Genomic DNA, 18103 nt, shown 5'->3' with positions numbered 1-18103 from the left:
CAACATTTTTTGACAAGTAAAAAACAAAATGCTGATTTTCTTCACGTTGGTGAGAAACTCTTGGCCTGGTACGGCCTGCATGGCAGGGACCTCCCGTTTCGGCAAACCCGTGATCCTTATAAAATATGGATCTGCGAAATCATCTTCCAACAAACCCGTATTGAACAGGGTTTACAGCATTACCGCAATTTCATAGCACGCTTCCCGAATGTACAAACCCTGGCTGCCGCCCCCACTGATGAGGTATTATTATACTGGAAAGGACTTGGTTATTACTCCCGTGCGCTGAATCTTCATAAGGCAGCCCAGCAAATACTGGAACAGCATAAAGGAGAGTTCCCACAAAATTATGATGAGATCCTGGCACTTAAAGGCGTTGGCAAATACACGGCCGCTGCCATATCCAGCATTTGCTTCGGCGCGCATATCCCCGCGGTGGACGGTAATTTCTACAGGGTTTTGTCGCGTGTATTTGCTGATGGTTTTGATATTTCAAGTTCCAGTGCTTTTGGGTATTTCTCGTCATTGGCTTTAAGGATGATGCCTGAAGGTAAAGGTGGTACTTTCAATGAAGCCATGATGGATTTAGGTTCTGCCATCTGCCGCCCACGGAACCCACTTTGCATAGATTGTCCTTTAAATAAGGAATGTCTGGCTTTCCAAACCGGCAAAGTACAAGATTATCCTGTGAAAACGAAGAAACAGAAAGTGCAGGATTTTACACTCAGTTATTATTTTGTGACCGCTGACGAAAAGTTCCTCATCAGACAGCGTGGCGAAGATGACATCTGGAAGAAATTGTATGAATTCCCCAATACAACACCCGAAGAACTGAAGAAGTACATTACCACAGAAAACAAATCTCTTCATAAATTAACGCATAGAAATTTAACGATACATATATATAAAGTAGAACTTCCGGAAACCACCATACTGACGGAACTAGCGCAGAAAGAAAACTTCATTGTTTCTACCTTGGCCGAAGCTGCGATGAAGTCTTTCCCGAAACCGCTCGAAAATTATTTGAATGACCTGGGGGATTATTTTTAACATTTCCACATCCAAACACTCTAACAGACAACAGTTTAAAACCCAAAAACTGTTATTCACGGGTTTAGGAATCCTGTAGAATTAAATGATTGATACCTAAAAAACCTCGGATTCCTAAATCTTCTTTTCCAAACCCTTTTTTTTACAGAAAACACCATTGTTTTCGCCTGTAACACAGGATAAATATCTCGAATCAAATTTGTATTTTTGCGGCATGTTTAAAAAACTCATTTTCACTTTTTTAGGATTTGGCATGTTATCATGTGGTGAAGAGCCACAGCCCAAACCTACGGGTGAACTTCGGTTAGAGTATCCGGCGGCTAAGTATGTAAAATATACATCCCCCTGCGGATTTACATTTGAGCATTCAGCCTTTGCAGAGATCATCAACGCGAAAAACAACTGTTGGTATTACATTAATTATCCGGAAATGAACGCGCGTGTCTTCATCACCTATTTCCCGATAAAAAATGATTTTGCCTTACACGTAAAAGAATCGGAAAAAATGGTGTATGAACATACCATCAAAGCCAGCTCCATCGACACCAAATCTTTCAGCTATCCGGGGCGGCAGGTTTTCGGCAACTTTTACGAACTTCAGGGGCCAACCGCTTCTAACCTACAGTTTTTCGTGACAGATTCCACCCGGCATTATGTCACCGCCAACCTCTACTTCAACTCCCGGCCAAAGCCCGACTCGCTGAAGCCTGCGGTAGAATACATAAAAAAAGATTTGCTTCATTTAATTGATACTTTCGAGTGGAAGCAATAATCCTTCAAATACATTTTAAATAAATAAAACCTTATCAATGAAACTTTTAGTTGTTGGTTCTGTCGCATTCGACGCCATTGAGACTCCTTTCGGAAAAACAGATAAAATATTAGGCGGAGCCGCTACCTATATTGGCATCGCGGCTTCCATCCTTAATGTAAAATCCGGCATCGTATCGGTAGTAGGCGGCGATTTCCCACAGGAAGACCTTAACAAGCTTACCCACAGAGGCGTGAATGTGGAAGGTATTGAAATAGTGAAAGACGGTAAAACGTTTTTCTGGAGTGGCCGTTACCATAACGACCTCAACTCCCGCGATACCTTGGTGACAGAAGTGAACGTGCTGGAGAATTTCGAGCCGAAGATACCAGACTCCATGCAGGATGCCGAAATCCTGATGTTAGGCAACCTGCACCCCGGTGTTCAGCTTTCCGTACTCGAAAAGATGAATAACCGCCCGAAACTGGTCATCCTCGACACTATGAATTTCTGGATGGACACTGCGTGGGACATCCTGCTTGAAATGATTGCTAAAACCGACGTCATCACCATCAACGATGAGGAAGCACGGCAGCTTTCAGGCGAATACTCTTTAATCAAGGCAGCCAAAAAAATTCATGCGATGGGCCCAAAATACGTCATCATTAAAAAAGGCGAACACGGCGCACTGCTCTTCCATGCGGGTAAAGTATTTGCCATTCCGGCGTTACTGCTTGAAGAAGTTTTCGACCCAACGGGCGCGGGCGATACTTTCGCTGGCGGGTTTGCATCTTATCTGGCTAAAAAAGGAGATTTCAGCTTTGAAACTATGAAATCAGCATTAATCATTGGGTCGGCCATGGCATCATTTACTGTTGAGAAATTCGGGACCGAGCGCCTTCAGCAGGTAACAGAGGCAGAGATGAATGCCCGAATTCAGGAATTTAAAGAACTTACTTCATTTGAAGTTGAAGTGTAACTTTTTCGACCTTCTTCCAACAAAATTTAGACACAGATTTCTTCCATGAGAAAAACACTTTCCACTATAGCGCTTTTGGGCATAGCCATGCTTCAGGCACAATACATGGCGATTGGTAAAGACAGTATTTCGCTGGCCGATTTTAAAAAAGAATACCAATACGGATTACAGCACAACGGGATAGCGAAAACCCTGCGTGCTACGAAAGATTTTATCTTGCTGCAGCAGTTTGCGGCCGATAAAAAAGCAGATACCATCGCCTCTTTCCGTGAAAAAATGATGGAAAAAGAGGCTGATCTTCGCGAGCAGCACTTCTATCCCAAAGCAGTGGTGGATCCTGTCCTCAATGATTTCATGAAGGATAACCTCACGGAAAAAGAAGTCCAGATTTTTCTCGTGCAAAAAACACAGGGCGATAAAAATAACTATCTGCAGGTTTACAATGAGGTGAGAAATGGTAAGTTAACCATGGAAGAAGCACTGTCGAAATACACAAAGAACAGCGCAAAACCCCTGTTTATAAAACCTGGTAGTATAGACAGCAATCTTTACCAGGAACTAAAATCGCTTGCACCAAACAGCTACACAAAGCTTATTGACAAACCCGGTTATGTTGCCTTTGCCAAAGTATTAAGCTCCAGACCAAGTTTGGGATATATCGTGTTCGGTACCATTTCCTATCCGAATGATGCCAATGCCGAAACCACGAAAAATAAGATCTACACCGACTTAAAAGCAGGGAAACCTTTCCAGGAAATAGCAAAAACCTATGGTGCCAACGAGCACGAGAAGGAAAACGGCGGCATCGTGATGGGTTCTCCTACCCTGCCTGCTGAAGTCTACACGCTTTTCAAAGGGCAGAAGAAAGACTACTACACGTCCGAGCCCATACTTTTTGGTGACAGCTATTTTGTATTTCATATTTACAACATCGAGCCGTATATACTTACGGAAGCAAACCGAGACTTTTTCCTGCGAGAGCTCAGCGCATCACTGTATAACGAAAACCTACAGGACAAGATGCTGGCCTACGTAAAATCTGACCCTACCTACAAAGAATATCCCGAGTTTCAGCAAGCGAAGAAATCTTATCAGAATTTTGAAGCGGCAAAAGGCACTACAACGCTATATCAGTACCGCAACCGTAAAATAACGGCGAACGACATTCGGCAGCTTATCGGTGATAAAAAAACCGAGGCCTCAAAACTTTCACCTGCGCTTTGGGATGAAGCTTTAACAGGTCTTCAGACAAAACATCTGATGAGTTTTTACAGCGAAGATTTTACAAACCAGCCACAGATCAGAAAAGAACTCAATGAGTTTAAAAAAGTGCTTTTCTCGGATTATGTATTCTCAAAATACCTGAATGAAGAAATTGCGAAACATCCGGAATGGCTTAGCGAACAATATCAGAACAACAAGTCTAAATATCAGTGGGGGAAACGTGCTCAGGGGCGTGTAGCCATTATTGCGGATGACAAACTTGCCGGCAACATCAGAAAGGAAATGAAAAGCCCGAAGAACTGGGAAGCGCTATCTGCCAAATATTATGGCAAAATGAACGAGCAGAAACAGATCCTGGTACATTTTGAACAAGGCGAAATGAGCGAAGATGCAGATATTTTCACCAAATACAAAGTACCCTTCGCACCCGGCGTACACCAAACGAAGATGGAACAGCGTACGCTGCTGATCGCCATTGATAACTTGCTGCCTCCTACCCAAATGACGGAAAAAGAAGCTGCCGCGATGCTGAAAGACGCCGTAACAGAACAGAAACTCCGCGAGATCATCGCACTGCAGGAAGCCAAAACATCCATCGTAATCGAACCACAGTTCATGGCCGATCTCGAAAAGAACTTTAAGAAATAATTATAATAAAATATGCAGCTTATATCACCCAGAATGATAATTTTGCAAATCGTTAAAAAACAGATAATGAACAAGCACCTGAAATTCGCACTTCTTACCACGTTTATTTTTACCCTATTTGGTCTGAAAATGAATGCCCAGCTAAAATCCGGCGATCTGGTTGACGGGATTGCCGTGGTAGTAGGTGATGAAATTATTTTGGAGTCAGATATTGAAGAACAGGCCAATTATGCGCAACAGCAAGGAGCCAGCGTGGCAGACCGCTGCGAATTTGTAGAAAGCATCATTAACAATAAACTCCTCATCTACGAAGCTAAAAGAGATACACTGATTGAAAACCGCTCTGCTGCCATTAAAGAAAATGCCACCCAGAAATACAATCAGATCCTAAGCCAGTTTCCGGATGAAAAAACAATGCTTTCTTCCTATAAATTCCGTACATCTTACGAGATGAGGAATGCCATCGAAAAAATAGATACTGACAACTATTACGGACAGATGAAGTACGGCAGAATTACCGAAAAAGCCGATGTTACTCCCAATGAAGTGACCGATTTTTTCAACATCTACCGCTATCAGTTACCCGAAGTAAAGGACGAGGTTAGCCTTTCGCAGATCACCATGTATCCGAAACTCACCGATGCGCACAAGGCGGAAATCATTGCACGTCTAAACAAGATAAAACAAGACATCCTCGCCGGCGAATCCTTTGAAAGTCAGGCACGTATCTATTCCGAAGACCCCGGCTCCGCAGCAAATGGCGGTTTATATACCAATATAGGTCGCGGTAAAATGGTGAAACCCTTCGAAGCCGCTGCCCTGAACCTTCAGGAAGGCGAACTTTCAGAACCTGTAGAATCAGAATTCGGTTACCACCTGATTCAGCTCGTCAAGAAAAGCGGTAAGATGTACGATGCCCGCCACATCCTTCTGAAAGCGGAACCAAACGCAGACGAGATCGCGACCGCCCGTAAAGAACTCGACAGCATCCGAACGCTGATCATGGATGGTAAACTCACTTTCAAAGAAGCTGCTTTCCGGTTTTCTGATGACAAACAGACGAAATTCAACGCCGGAATCCTTACCGCTGAAGATGGTACCGACCGTATCGAAAAACTAGATCTTCCGCCAACTATTTCTTACCAAATAGCAGGTTTGAATAAAGGTGATATTACCGATGTCTTTCAGGACACCACACGCGACCGAAAAGTGGTAAGCATCGTAAAGGTAGATGATGTAATTGCGGCACACCGTTTAGACATTACCACCGATTATGACCGCATCAAGCAACTCGCCCTCAACAAAAAGAAAAACGAAATGGTAGAGCAATGGGTAAAGGAAAAACTACCCAACGTCTTTATCTCGATCAATGATCGTTATAAGACCTGCACCTTCAAAACCGACTGGCGAAAAACAACCGCCACCAACTAAAATATAAATCTCTGCCTCGGCGGAGATTTTTTGTATCATTGCGAGTGCAACGCATCATTGCGAGCGCAGCGAAGCAACCTCTAACAACCGTCATTGCGAGCGCAGCGAAGCAACCCCCAACAACCACGCAAATCTTCCTTGCGAGCGCAGCGAAGCAATCCCTACAACCACATCCCGAAATTTCCTTCACTTTTTCCTTGCCTCTCGCTTCTTGAATCTCGCCTCTCGACTCTTGAATCTCGCCTCTTGCCTCTCGCCTCTTTTTCCTTATCTTTACCCCATGACCAATCCCATCACCCAACTCTTCGAAATCAAATACCCCATCATCCAGGGCGGCATGATCTGGCATTCCGGCTGGCGGCTCGCCTCGGCGGTTTCCAATAGCGGAGGCCTTGGACTCATCGGTGCCGGCAGCATGTACCCGGACATCCTGCGCGAGAACATCCGCAAATGCAAAGCCGCCACAGACAAACCATTTGGCGTCAACATCCCGATGCTATACCCGAATCTGGAGGAAATAATTAAGATAATCCTTGAAGAAGACGTAAAGATCGTTTTCACTTCCGCCGGAAACCCAAAGACCTACACCCAAGCCCTTCAGAAAGAAGGCCTCAAAGTAGCGCACGTGGTATCTTCCACCAAGTTTGCCATCAAATGCGAAGATGCGGGCGTTGACGCTATTGTTGCCGAAGGCTTCGAAGCCGGCGGACACAACGGCCGCGACGAAACCACCACCCTCTGCCTGATCCCCAACGTGAAGAAACACATCTCCAAACCGCTGATCGCCGCGGGCGGCATCGCGCTCGGTTCGCAGATGAAAGCCGCGATGATTCTGGGTGCCGACGGCGTTCAGATCGGTTCGCGTTTCGCCGCCACCGAAGAAGCAAGTTCACACACCGACTGGAAAAACAAAGTCATATCCCTCAACGAAGGCGACACGCAGCTTACGCTTAAAGAACTCGCGCCCGTAAGACTCGTAAAGAACAAGTTCTTCCACGACCTTGAAAAGCTTTATGAAACAGGCCGTGATGCCGAAGCTCTAAAACAAACGCTCGGCCGTGCGCGCGCAAAACGCGGAATGTTTGAAGGTGATCTGGAGGAAGGCGAACTCGAGATTGGGCAGGTTTCGGCTTTAATTGACGAAATACTGCCGGTAGAAAAAGTCTTTGAAAATCTGCTGAAAGAATACCGCGAAGCCACAAGCTTCGATATTTAAAAAGAAATTCCGTCCCATTAAAACTGAGACGGAATTTCTTTTATGCATGCGCGTTTTGCGCCATTGCCTTATCCTGAGTTTTCTTAGCTCTTTTCGCTTCGTATTTTTTCATCACATAACCGATAGCGATGGGCGCTACCCACATCAGGACCTTTCTTAAAAGTGTAGGATTCATAATAATTTATTTTCCGGTAAGGTTTCAAGAATTAAGCCAAACACCCTTGCGCCGTTACCCCTTATCTGCCAGCGCCTCACCTTCAAAAGCGATTCCGTCCCAGCCAGATTGCATAAAGTTGCGGATGTTCTGGTGGTCTGTACCCTCAGGATTTTTCAGCACATCTGTCCGGTAGAAATCCCCGAACAGCGCCAGCGTTTCCTCTTCGTTAAGCCCTTTCAGCTTTGCAAAAGAGAAAACCTTGCACGAACCGTTATTTTCGCCCGCTTCATTCAACACATTTCCGTTCGTGAATTTTGTGGGTGTGAAATGGTAATGTTGGTCGATGTAGGCGATCACTTCTTTAAAGTCTATGGTTTCCGGTGAGGTTTTTAGTTGGGTTAAAATCATGTCGTTTAATTAAATTGAGTTCTGAAAGATCGAAATTTTTTAAGAGAAAAAAAATGACATTCGTAAGGGCGTTGATTATTTATTACGAAACTTGCTTATATTTGAGTGTGTACTAAAACAATATTCATAACAGAGATTCTAGATTATAGCATAAATTCACCACGATGATAGAAATACCAAAGTTCCACGAAACATTTATACCAATTCTAAAAATTCTCGAAAATGGAGAAACATTGAATACCCGTGAATTATACCAACTAGTAACTGATAAATTTTATTCCAGCTTATCTCAAGATCAATTAGAACAAAAAACGAAGAGCGGCGAAATATTAATTATTAATAGAATTGCCTGGGGTAAATCTTATCTGAAAAAAGGTGGTTTTATAGAATTTCCAAAGCGCGGGATGGTTCGTATTACTGCAAAAGGCTTGGCTAACATTAATAAATCACTCTCATTAAGTGACATTGAGAACTCAAGTGGTTTTTTCGAATTCTATAATGAGGGAAACAACAATGTAGATCGCACTCTAAACAAGATTGTTAACTCTTCACCACAGGATTTAATTGATGAAGGTTTCGATCAAATTGAAAAACAAGTAAAGGATGAATTACTTGATAAATTAAAATCAATTGATCCCTTTTATTTCGAAAAAGTAATTCTTATTCTATTGAAGAAAATGGGATATGGAGATTTCATTGAAACCTCTAAAACTGGTGATGGCGGAATTGACGGAATAATAAATGAAGACAAATTAGGTTTGGATAAGATTTATATTCAAGCCAAGCGATACTGTGAAAATAAAGTAAGAGAAAAAGAAATTCGAAATTTTATTGGGGCTATGAGTGGAGATACTCAAAAAGGTGTTTTTGTGACCACTTCGTCTTTTGATAGTGCTGCAATAAAAAAAGCAGGTGATGCTCATCACACTATAATACTTATCGATGGAATAAAATTAGTGGACCTGATGCATCAATATAATGTTGGTTTACAAATAAAAGCAACTTATGAGATTAAGGAGCTTGATATGGATTTCTTTGAGGAGGGTTAAGATAAATTTGGTGACTTATGGCAAATAGATGGCGCATACCAATAGAAGTTGAAAAGTATGTTTTAGAACGAGATTCTACTTGTGTCTATTGTGGTATAGAATTTTCCAATGACAACCGGAAAACAAAAGCTTCTTGGGAACATATTGTCAATGATATCCGAATGAATGGAACTGATAATATTGCTCTTTGTTGTATGGCCTGCAACGCAAGTAAAGGTGCAAAACTTTTATCAATATGGTTAGACGGAAATTACTGTAAGAATAAAAACATTACTTCAGAAACCGTAGCAAACGTTGTTAAAGAAGCTATTACCAACCCACCAAAACTAATTGAATAAAATCCGCACTCTCTGAAGTCCACACTTCAGAGTTATTTTTCAGTGACTAAATCCTCCCGCTACTCTAATAAATCATTCCGCAAGTGCAGAAAACGGTTCCGCACATGCAGGAAATGCTTCCGCAAGTGCAGGAAATGCTTCCGCGACGGTTAGAAATCATTCCGCAAGTGTTAGAAATGGTTCCGCAACTACAGGAAATGATAAAACAATATTGCGGAATGATTTCCGTAATTGATAATTTGTTTATTTCACTATTTGTTTGTTATATTTACAATTAAATACAAATTAAGATGGAAAATCCTGAAAATAAAAATCCGAAAAGCGGTAAATCTCCGAGAAACCAATATGTTTCCGCAGAACAGCTGATCGCAAAAATGAAAGTCGCATTCACCAATGCCAAGCAGCCTGAAATATTTGCCGGGTTGGCCACTGTAGGCATCACTGAAACGCAACTGGATAGTTACCTTACAGAAATTACCAATCTGGAACAACTTAACCAGCGACAAATCCAGGAATATGGCGAGCAGTATGCTGCGACTGATATATTTAACCAAAAGAAAGAGGCGATTAACGCTACCTATACCCGCCACCGCAATCTGGCAAAAATCATCTTTAAGGGCGACCGACAGGCCAACACCACGCTGGGAATTGATGATGGGCGTAAGCAGGCGTATGCGGCGTGGTACCAGCAGGTAAATAATTTTTATTCTCAAATTTTAGCTAATCCAGATTTTAAAACAAAGGCCGCCTCGGTGAATATTGACGATGCCGCAATCAGCGCGCAGCAAACGGCGCTGCAGGAAGTTTCTTCCCTGAAGGAATCTCAGAAAAAAGAATTCGGCGAAGCGCAGAAAGCGACGGATATCCGGGATGCCGCACTGGATTCGCTGTACCCAAAATATACGCAACTCGTAGCTTTTGCCAAGGTGCTTTTCCCCGACGACCAGACATTGGAGAAACTGGGTATTATCGTAAAAAGGAAGGGCAATCTTTTGTGAGAAGAGCCAAGAGCCGAGAGTCGAGAGCCAAGATGAAAGTAAAAGAAAAGAATTGCTCGCATCTTTCAGTGACGATAACCGGACAACCTAAAGATTTCACCATGGCCTACACCCGAATTCTGTATCACCTCGTTTTCCGCACCAAATCAAGCGGAAAAACAATTCCGCTTGCTCACGCGCCGGAACTATACCGCTACATCTGGGGTATTCTAAAAAACAAAAATTGCCTTCTGTACCGCATCAACGGGATGGAAGAACACGTGCATATTCTGTTTGACCTGCATCCGTCTGTCGCCTTGGCGGGTTTGGTGAAAGATATTAAAGTAGCTTCTTCAAAATGGATGAAACAGTCCGGACTTTTCCCCGATTTTATCGGTTGGGGCATTAAGTATTGTGCGTTCAGCTACTCCATCCGGGAGAAGGATATGCTGATCAACTACATCAAAAATCAACAGGCTCACCACCGAAACGAAACTTTCCAGGAAGAAATTCACCGTTTGTGGAAGGAAGCGGAAATCGAGGATGACATCAAATGGTTTTGGGTGGATAGCTGATTGCATGTTCGACTCCTACGGAGTCGGAGTGGGTCAGATGTTGGAGTGCGGGCACGTGGGGCGCTAAACCCCCGAACTGCGTTCGAGGATATGCAGGTTCGACTCCTATGGAGTCGGGGTTGGTGTGAGTGGGAGTCCGGCCGCACGTGGGCGCGTAGTACCCGCACGGCGCTTCGCTTGTGCGGGGTTATGCGAAGTGAACTCCTACGGAGTTCGGGGAGGGTGCGTGACTGACGGCATGTCGTGACTCCGAAGGAGTCGAATGTGCATAGCCTCGAATGCAATTCGGGGTTACGGGTTCGAATTCGGGTTCCGGGATTCGTGTTCGATTTCGTGTTCGGATTCGTGTTCGGATTCGCGGTTGAGGGACACAAAAAAACCACCCCAAATCGAGGTGGTTCCGTATTTATATACATTCAGAATTAAAATCCTTCCGGCTTCACATCATCTGTATTTTCGCTTTCGTTCAGTGGCTTGAAGGTGTCTTCGCCCGCTGGTTTCTCGGTTTGGCGGCCACTGTGCTGCGGTCTGTCGTTGCCACCGCGGTGGTTGCCGCCGTGTCTTCTATCGCCACCGTCTCTGCGGTCATCTCTTCTGTCGTTTCTTGGGCCGCGGTTTTCGCGCTGATCGCCTTCACCTTCTTTACGTTCCGGTCTTGGAGGTCTTTCCAACAAAACTTTTCTTGAGAGTTTCATCTTCTTACGGTCATCGTAACCCATGAATTTCACTTCCACCATGTCGCCTTCTTTGTAAGGAACTTTGTCAAGTCTTGCCCACTCGATTTCGGAGATGTGAAGAAGACCTTCAGTACCTTTCGCAATCGCTACGAACGCACCGAAATCCATTACTTTCACCACTTTACCGTTGTAAACTTCTCCGATCACAGGTACAAAAGTAATTTCGTTGATGGCAGCGATGGTCGCATTGATGTTCTCTCTGCTCACGCCAGAAATCTCAATTCTACCGATCTCGCCGATTTCTTCGATGGCGATAACGGTATCAAAATCTTTCTGCATCTGCTGAATGATCTTTCCGCCAGGCCCGATCACTGCACCGATGAATTCCTTAGGAATCTCCAGTACTTCCATTTTCGGAGCGTGTGATTTCACATCAGTGCGAGGCGCATCGATTGTTTTTAACATTTCACCAAGGATATGAAGACGGCCTTCTCTCGCTTGTTTCAATGCAGTTTCCATGATGTCCATAGAAAGTCCCTGGATTTTGATGTCCATCTGGCAAGCCGTGATTCCGTCTGCCGTGCCGGTTACTTTAAAGTCCATATCACCCAGGTGATCTTCGTCTCCTAAAATATCTGAAAGTACGGTGAATTTACCTGATTCCGGGTCAGTTACCAATCCCATGGCGATACCTGACACCGGTTTCGTAATCTGTACACCTGCGTCCATCAAAGCCAATGTTCCGGCGCAAACCGTTGCCATTGAAGATGAACCGTTGGATTCCAGGATATCTGAAACGATACGGATGGTATAAGGGTTTTCTGCAGGAATAATTCTTGAAAGCGCACGCTGCGCCAGGTTTCCGTGACCAACTTCTCTTCTTGAGGTTCCTCTTAAAGGTCTAGCCTCACCTGTGGAGAATGGCGGGAAATTATAGTGAAGGAAAAATTTCTCGTCGTAATTGATGGCTACTGAATCTACCATGTTGGCATCTTTAACAGAACCTAAAGTTACGGCTGTTAAAGACTGAGTTTCCCCTCTGGTAAATACCGCCGAACCGTGAGCACCCGGCAAATAATCGATCTCTGACCAGATCGGACGGATGGTTTCCGGTGAACGGCCATCCAAACGGATTTTGTCGTTTAGAATCATCTGGCGCATCGCTTCTTTCTCCACATCGTGAAAGTAGATTTTTGCGAATGGCTTCACTGTCTCTAATTCTTCTTCTGAATATTGAGCTAAAAATTCCTCAAGAACTGCCTTGAAGTTTTCGTGTCTTTCTTCTTTTGCTGAAGGTGTTTTCGCAACCTGATATACTTTATCGAAAGTTTCTTTCCACACTTTATCACGAATCTCTTCGTCGTGTGTTTCGTGGCTGTATTCTCTTTTCGGTAAAGATTTGCCTACTCTTTCCGCAAGTCTTTCCTGAGCTTCAACTTGAACTTTAATCTCTTCGTGAGCGAATTTAATGGCTTCGATCATTTCCTCTTCTGTGATCTCGTCCATCACACCTTCTACCATTACGATAGAGTCTTTGGTAGCACCTACAAGGATATTAAGATCTGCTCTGTCTAAATTTTCTCTGCTTGGGTTTACCACCAACTGTCCGTCGATTCTGGCGACAGTAACCTCAGACATTGGGCCGTTGAAAGGGATATCGGTAATCGCGATCGCTGCTGAAGCGGCTAAACCAGCCAGTGCTTCGGGCATCACTTCTTTGTCATAAGAGATCAGGGAAATCATCACCTGCACCTCTGCATGGAAGTCCTCCGGGAAAAGTGGGCGCAATACGCGGTCTACCAATCTCATCGTAAGGATTTCCTCATCAGATGGTCTTGCCTCTCTTCTGAAAAAGTTTCCGGGGATCTTACCTCCGGAATAGAATTTCTCTCTGTAATCTACGGTCAGTGGCAGGAAATCTACCCCGGGATTGGCCTCTTTGTTGGCTACCACGGTTGCCAGAAGCATCGTGCCGCCCATTGTCACTACTACAGATCCGTTGGCCTGTTTTGCCAGCTTCCCTGTTTCGATGGTGATTTCTCGCCCATCTTTTAATTGAATTGTTTCAATAATTGCTTGTGGAGCATTCATAAAAAATCTGTTCGTCTTTGCACTCCGTATTGAGTGCGGTTAATATTTAATCTTTTTAAATTTACGAGGCCAAATATACGGTTTTTGTCGGGAATGCATTTGAGTCATTGGCTTTTCATTAAAAACCGGCTGCTTATTTTGCCTCTTTTATACACTTGAAATTCCTATATCAATAAAGGATAGCCGCAAAACCAAAAAAATCTTATTTTTACTTTAATTAAAAGCTCAGATAATGCGATACCACCACGCGGGGAATATTCCACAGAAAAGACACACCGTTTTTAAATCAGACGAAGGTAAATTCTACTATGAACAGCTGTTCGGCACCGAAGGTTTCCACGGCATTTCGTCATTGCTTTATCACATCCACCGGCCCACGCAGATCAGGTCGATCAGTGAACCAAAAGACGTCACCCCAAAAATCGCAGTCGGGAAAAACGTGACCCCGAGGATGTTCAAAGGTAAGGACGTAGCACCTGAAGACGATTTTCTCGACAGCCGCAAGATCCTGATGCTGAACAACGACCTGAAAATGGGTCTCGCAAAACCCCGCAAATCCACCGATTATTTCTATAAAAACGCCGAGTGTGACGAAATGCTTTTCGTACACGAAGGCAGCGGAATCCTCAAGACGTTTGTCGGGAATCTCGAATTCGCTGTCGGCGATTACCTGATCATTCCGCGCGGCACCATCTACCAGCTTGAACTTTATTCAGAAAACAACGTTTTCCTCGTTTTAGAAAGCCACTCGCCTATTTATACACCGAAGCGGTACCGAAATGAGTTCGGGCAGCTGCTGGAACACTCACCTTTCTGTGAACGCGATGTCATCATGCCCAGCTTTGTTGAACCAAAGGACGAAAAAGGCGATTTTTTGATCAAAGTGAAAAAAGAAAACCTGATCTGGGATTTCGTGTATGCCACACATCCGTTCGATGTGGTGGGTTGGGACGGCTATTTTTATCCGTTTAAATTCAATATTAAGAACTTCGAACCTATAACAGGCCGCGTTCACCTTCCGCCACCGATTCACCAGACCTTCGAAGCGCACAATTTCGTGGTGTGCTCGTTTGTAGCGAGAATGTACGACTACCATCCGCTGGCGGTTCCGGCACCGTACAACCATTCAAACATCGATTCTGATGAAGTCTTGTTCTACACCGAAGGCGATTTCATGAGCCGCAACCATATCGATTTGATGGATTTCACGCTCCATCCGGGCGGCATCGTTCACGGACCTCATCCGGGCGCGATGGAAAGAAGCATCGGCAAAAAATTCACCGAAGAATTTGCCGTGATGGTTGACCCGTTCAGACCATTGAAATTAACGGAGGAAGCCCTGAAGGTAGAAGATCCGACTTATAAAACCTCGTGGCTTGATACGGAAGACAATCATATTGAAGACCGTTGGCAGGAATAAAATCATTAAATTTAAAAATGAAAGCCGCTCCGATTGATTTGGAGGGGCTTTGTTTTTTTTAGTATTAATTAAAGTGGAATCAGCTGCCGGCAAACGGTGTCCCGAAAATTCCGACAGCCAGTTCCGCCCAAACCAAACACAGCACGAACAGAATTGCCAGGCTGAGAATAATCCGGTTACGTCGGCTGCGGACTTTATTAAGGACTAAATGGATAATTCCGGCGGTGCCGAAAACCAAGATACCACCGACAAGGAAGTCAGAGCGTGTCCAGTTCACCTCCGTGGTAAACTGCATCGCGATCAGCGGAAGCAGCAAGAGCAGTGCGGGCACCACATAAATCGCGGTTTTAGTTTGAATTGTTTTCATCATTTAAAATTTTAAATATCAAGAGGTTTTGTAAGACAAAGCAAGTCATTTTTTTAGATACGACTTATATTTTTTTATGATTTTTTTCAAAAATGACTTTCCTCATTATGGGTATGAGCAGAATTAAGTATTTTTGGTGTATAATCAAAGAAAATATTAACTATGGTTCAATACGTAAGCGCTGAGGAAGCGGTATCTTTAATTAAAAGCGGCGACAGGATTTTCTCGCACGGGAGTGCCTGTACGCCGAATCTGTTTATCGATGAGCTGGGCAGACAGGCCAGCCGGCTGCGTGGGGTAGAATTTGTATCCATCACGCAGCAAGGAAATGTCGAAATTGCCAAGCCGCAGTACAAAGACAGTTTCTATATCAATTCACTTTTCGTATCTACGCCCGTTCGCGGTGCGGTAAATTCAGACCAGGGAGATTTCGTCCCTGTTTTTTTGAGCGAAATTCCGCTGTTATTCAAGAAAGGTATCTTACCCATTGATGTGGCAATGGTGACGGTTTCGCCACCAGACCAGCACGGTTACTGTACTTTGGGGACTTCGGTGGATGTTGCGAGAAGCGCTGTGGACACGGCAAAAATCATCATCGCGCAGGTGAATCCACGGATGCCGCGCACGCACGGTGACGGGATGATCCATTACAGCAAGATCACCAAGATGGTGTGGCACGAGGAAGAACTGCTGACGGTAGATTACGGCGCAAAAGTAGGTGAAGAAGAACTCTTGATCGGAAATAACGTGGCACAGCTTATCGATGACCGCGCAACACTTCAGATGGGAATCGGAACCATTCCGGATGCGGTGCTGAAGTGCCTTCACAACCATAAAGACCTGGGAATCCACACCGAGATGATCAGTGACGGCATCGTAGACCTGGTGGCCAATGATGTCATCAATAATAAATACAAAGGCACACACTCTAACCGAACCATTACCAGCTTTGCCTTCGGTACCCGAAAACTTTACGACTATATCGATGATAACCCATCGTTCGCCTTCATGGATGTGGAACATGTGAACTATCCGATAAACATCATGAAGAACAAAAATATGGTCGCGATCAATTCCGCCATCGAGATTGACCTGACAGGTCAGGTTTGCGCAGATTCTATCGGGACTTATCAGTTCAGCGGCATAGGCGGCCAGATGGATTTCATGCGTGGCGCTGCACTTGCAGAAGGCGGAAAACCCATCATCGCGATTTCTTCAAGGACCAAAAAAGGCGTTCCGCGAATTGTACCGTACCTGAAACCGGGAGCCGGCGTAGTGACGACCAGAGGTCATATTCATTACGTTGTAACCGAATTCGGCACCGCTTATCTTTACGGCAAGAGTTTAAGACAAAGAGCCAAAGCGCTGATCGATATTTCACATCCGGATGACCGCGAAATGCTGGAGAAAGCGACTTTTGAAAGATTCAAATGTCTTTAAAACCAACTCAAATCCCGACTCAGTTCGGGATTTTTCATTTAAATATTAAATTAAAATTTAGCTTAAAAAATGACCTCACCAGAATGTAACTTTTCCTCAAACCCAAATTTTTCGTAATTTGGCGTATCAAAAAAACAATAAAAATGTCAACACTCACTTTCGCAGAGAAGATTGCACAGGCAGAAAACTTCTTGCCGATCAACGGTACCGATTATATTGAATTTTATGTCGGGAACGCCAAGCAAGCCGCTCATTTTTACAAAACAGCCTTCGGCTTCCAGTCGGTGGCGTATGCAGGACCGGAAACCGGTGTTCGCGACCGAGCGTCATATGTGGTGCAGCAGGGGAAAATACGTTTGGTTTTAACCTCTGGCCTCCGCTCCGACTCTCCAATCTGTGAACATCAGAAAAAGCATGGTGACGGCGTAAAGGTTCTGGCACTTTGGGTAGATGACGCATATTCCGCCTTTGAAGAAACTACGAAGCGTGGCGCAAGGCCTTACCAGGAGCCGGTTACTTTGACTGATGAATATGGCGAAGTACGGATGTCCGGAATCTATACTTATGGTGAGACCGTACACATGTTCATCGAGAGAAAAAATTATTCCGGTGACTTTATGCCGGGTTACCAGAAATGGGTAAGCGATTATAATCCAACCGAAGTTGGCCTGCTGTATGTAGACCATTGCGTAGGAAACGTAGATTGGGACCGCATGATTCCCACGGTAGAATGGTACGAAAAAGTGATGGGATTTGTGAACATCCTAAGTTTTGATGACAAGCAGATCAATACCGAATATTCCGCGCTGATGTCTAAAGTGATGAGCAACGGTAATGGTTATGCCAAATTCCCAATCAATGAACCTGCCGAAGGAAAGAAAAAATCTCAGGTAGAGGAATATCTTGATTTTTATGAAGGTGAAGGCGTGCAGCACATCGCGGTAGCTACCAAAGACATCATCAAAACAGTGACGGAACTTAAGGCGCGCGGCATCGAATTCCTTCCCGCTCCTCCTGATGCGTATTATGATATGGTGCCAGACCGTGTAGGAAACATCGATGAAGACATCAAAAAACTGGCAGAACTCGGCATCCTTATCGATTGTGATGAAGAAGGCTACCTGCTGCAGATCTTCACCAAACCTGTGGAAGACCGCCCAACACTTTTCTACGAGATCATCGAAAGACACGGTGCACAAAGCTTCGGTGCGGGGAACTTCAAAGCGTTATTCGAGGCTTTAGAGAAAGAACAGGAACGCCGCGGGAATCTTTAAAGAAGACTTGGTGATATTTTTGCTTAATGCC

At 44.4% G+C, this 18103-nt stretch carries 18 protein-coding genes; 14 read left to right on the top strand and 4 right to left on the bottom strand.

Features of this window, described 5'->3' with window-relative positions:
- The first annotated feature begins 9 nt into the window (after positions 1-9).
- The 6 genes from mutY (at position 10) to CO230_RS03090 (ending at position 7299) form a co-directional block, all read left to right on the top strand.
- Entirely contained in the window at positions 10-1050 is a 1041-nt protein-coding gene (mutY, locus tag CO230_RS03115) for an A/G-specific adenine glycosylase (protein ID WP_122027264.1), read from the top strand.
- Between the two features lie 214 nt (positions 1051-1264).
- Positions 1265-1822, top strand: coding sequence for a gliding motility lipoprotein GldD (gldD, locus tag CO230_RS03110; protein ID WP_122027263.1), 558 nt, complete (start codon positions 1265-1267; stop codon positions 1820-1822).
- A gap of 37 nt (positions 1823-1859) precedes the next feature.
- Positions 1860-2780, top strand: a complete 921-nt coding sequence (locus tag CO230_RS03105; RefSeq protein WP_122027262.1) for a PfkB family carbohydrate kinase — start codon at positions 1860-1862, stop codon at positions 2778-2780.
- A gap of 45 nt (positions 2781-2825) precedes the next feature.
- Entirely contained in the window at positions 2826-4652 is a 1827-nt protein-coding gene (locus CO230_RS03100) for a hypothetical protein (RefSeq protein WP_122027261.1), read from the top strand.
- A 66-nt stretch (positions 4653-4718) separates the two neighbouring features.
- A complete protein-coding gene (locus CO230_RS03095; protein WP_122027260.1) occupies positions 4719-6083 on the top strand; it encodes a peptidylprolyl isomerase in 1365 nt (454 codons plus the stop codon).
- Between the two features lie 280 nt (positions 6084-6363).
- Complete coding sequence (locus tag CO230_RS03090; RefSeq protein ID WP_122027259.1) at positions 6364-7299, top strand: NAD(P)H-dependent flavin oxidoreductase; 936 nt, start codon at positions 6364-6366, stop codon at positions 7297-7299.
- Between the two features lie 40 nt (positions 7300-7339).
- On the opposite strand, the gene CO230_RS12530 is transcribed toward CO230_RS03090, so the two are convergent.
- Together CO230_RS12530 and CO230_RS03085 are read right to left on the bottom strand one after the other, a co-directional pair.
- The gene (locus CO230_RS12530; RefSeq protein ID WP_262601872.1) at positions 7340-7474 is read right to left on the bottom strand and encodes a hypothetical protein; all 135 of its coding nucleotides are present in this window, start codon (positions 7472-7474) and stop codon (positions 7340-7342) included.
- Positions 7475-7528: 54 nt separating this feature from the next.
- Positions 7529-7864, bottom strand: coding sequence for a HopJ type III effector protein (locus CO230_RS03085; RefSeq protein WP_122027258.1), 336 nt, complete (start codon positions 7862-7864; stop codon positions 7529-7531).
- 164 nt (positions 7865-8028) lie between these two features.
- Here CO230_RS03085 and CO230_RS03080 point away from each other — a divergent pair, with 164 nt between their 5' ends.
- The 5 genes from CO230_RS03080 (at position 8029) to CO230_RS03065 (ending at position 10803) form a co-directional block, all read left to right on the top strand.
- A complete protein-coding gene (locus CO230_RS03080) occupies positions 8029-8913 on the top strand; it encodes a restriction endonuclease (protein ID WP_122027257.1) in 885 nt (294 codons plus the stop codon).
- Between the two features lie 17 nt (positions 8914-8930).
- Positions 8931-9251, top strand: a complete 321-nt coding sequence (locus CO230_RS03075) for an HNH endonuclease (RefSeq protein WP_122027256.1) — start codon at positions 8931-8933, stop codon at positions 9249-9251.
- An 83-nt stretch (positions 9252-9334) separates the two neighbouring features.
- Complete coding sequence (locus tag CO230_RS12160) at positions 9335-9529, top strand: hypothetical protein (RefSeq protein WP_162989965.1); 195 nt, start codon at positions 9335-9337, stop codon at positions 9527-9529.
- A 12-nt stretch (positions 9530-9541) separates the two neighbouring features.
- On the top strand, positions 9542-10249 hold the full coding sequence (locus tag CO230_RS03070) for a hypothetical protein (protein WP_122027255.1): 708 nt from the start codon (positions 9542-9544) through the stop codon (positions 10247-10249).
- A 32-nt stretch (positions 10250-10281) separates the two neighbouring features.
- On the top strand, positions 10282-10803 hold the full coding sequence (locus CO230_RS03065) for a transposase (RefSeq protein WP_228438171.1): 522 nt from the start codon (positions 10282-10284) through the stop codon (positions 10801-10803).
- Positions 10804-11225: 422 nt separating this feature from the next.
- On the opposite strand, the gene CO230_RS03060 is transcribed toward CO230_RS03065, so the two are convergent.
- A complete protein-coding gene (locus tag CO230_RS03060; RefSeq protein ID WP_122027254.1) occupies positions 11226-13571 on the bottom strand; it encodes a polyribonucleotide nucleotidyltransferase in 2346 nt (781 codons plus the stop codon).
- Positions 13572-13803: 232 nt separating this feature from the next.
- Between CO230_RS03060 and CO230_RS03055 the strand changes: the two genes are divergently transcribed.
- A complete protein-coding gene (locus tag CO230_RS03055) occupies positions 13804-14991 on the top strand; it encodes a homogentisate 1,2-dioxygenase (protein WP_122027253.1) in 1188 nt (395 codons plus the stop codon).
- Between the two features lie 79 nt (positions 14992-15070).
- On the opposite strand, the gene CO230_RS03050 is transcribed toward CO230_RS03055, so the two are convergent.
- On the bottom strand, positions 15071-15361 hold the full coding sequence (locus CO230_RS03050) for a hypothetical protein (protein WP_317124758.1): 291 nt from the start codon (positions 15359-15361) through the stop codon (positions 15071-15073).
- Positions 15362-15520: 159 nt separating this feature from the next.
- Between CO230_RS03050 and CO230_RS03045 the strand changes: the two genes are divergently transcribed.
- Positions 15521-16798 carry an acetyl-CoA hydrolase/transferase family protein gene (locus CO230_RS03045; protein WP_122027252.1) on the top strand — a complete coding sequence of 426 codons (1278 nt, stop codon included), beginning with the start codon at positions 15521-15523 and terminating at the stop codon, positions 16796-16798.
- Positions 16799-16941: 143 nt separating this feature from the next.
- Positions 16942-18072, top strand: a complete 1131-nt coding sequence (hppD, locus tag CO230_RS03040; protein WP_122027251.1) for a 4-hydroxyphenylpyruvate dioxygenase — start codon at positions 16942-16944, stop codon at positions 18070-18072.
- Positions 18073-18103: the final 31 nt, after the last annotated feature.

Origin of the sequence: Chryseobacterium sp. 6424, from assembly GCF_003692615.1 — a bacterium.
Classification (GTDB): domain Bacteria; phylum Bacteroidota; class Bacteroidia; order Flavobacteriales; family Weeksellaceae; genus Kaistella.
The sequence above is the reverse complement of the archived record's forward strand: the minus strand, read 5'-3'. Positions and strand labels throughout refer to the sequence as shown.

Excerpts from the sequence above, each read along its gene's own strand:
- gldD (WP_122027263.1), top strand. The coding sequence starts at position 1,265 with ATGTTTAAAAAACTCATTTTCACTTTTTTAGGATTTGGCATGTTATCA.
- CO230_RS03105 (WP_122027262.1), top strand. The coding sequence starts at position 1,860 with ATGAAACTTTTAGTTGTTGGTTCTGTCGCATTCGACGCCATTGAGACT.
- CO230_RS03100 (WP_122027261.1), top strand. The coding sequence starts at position 2,826 with ATGAGAAAAACACTTTCCACTATAGCGCTTTTGGGCATAGCCATGCTT.
- CO230_RS03095 (WP_122027260.1), top strand. The coding sequence starts at position 4,719 with ATGAACAAGCACCTGAAATTCGCACTTCTTACCACGTTTATTTTTACC.
- CO230_RS03090 (WP_122027259.1), top strand. The coding sequence starts at position 6,364 with ATGACCAATCCCATCACCCAACTCTTCGAAATCAAATACCCCATCATC.
- CO230_RS12530 (WP_262601872.1), bottom strand. The coding sequence starts at position 7,474 with ATGAATCCTACACTTTTAAGAAAGGTCCTGATGTGGGTAGCGCCCATC.
- CO230_RS03085 (WP_122027258.1), bottom strand. The coding sequence starts at position 7,864 with ATGATTTTAACCCAACTAAAAACCTCACCGGAAACCATAGACTTTAAA.
- CO230_RS03080 (WP_122027257.1), top strand. The coding sequence starts at position 8,029 with ATGATAGAAATACCAAAGTTCCACGAAACATTTATACCAATTCTAAAA.
- CO230_RS03075 (WP_122027256.1), top strand. The coding sequence starts at position 8,931 with ATGGCAAATAGATGGCGCATACCAATAGAAGTTGAAAAGTATGTTTTA.
- CO230_RS03070 (WP_122027255.1), top strand. The coding sequence starts at position 9,542 with ATGGAAAATCCTGAAAATAAAAATCCGAAAAGCGGTAAATCTCCGAGA.
- CO230_RS03065 (WP_228438171.1), top strand. The coding sequence starts at position 10,282 with ATGAAAGTAAAAGAAAAGAATTGCTCGCATCTTTCAGTGACGATAACC.
- CO230_RS03060 (WP_122027254.1), bottom strand. The coding sequence starts at position 13,571 with ATGAATGCTCCACAAGCAATTATTGAAACAATTCAATTAAAAGATGGG.
- CO230_RS03055 (WP_122027253.1), top strand. The coding sequence starts at position 13,804 with ATGCGATACCACCACGCGGGGAATATTCCACAGAAAAGACACACCGTT.
- CO230_RS03050 (WP_317124758.1), bottom strand. The coding sequence starts at position 15,361 with ATGATGAAAACAATTCAAACTAAAACCGCGATTTATGTGGTGCCCGCA.
- CO230_RS03045 (WP_122027252.1), top strand. The coding sequence starts at position 15,521 with ATGGTTCAATACGTAAGCGCTGAGGAAGCGGTATCTTTAATTAAAAGC.
- hppD (WP_122027251.1), top strand. The coding sequence starts at position 16,942 with ATGTCAACACTCACTTTCGCAGAGAAGATTGCACAGGCAGAAAACTTC.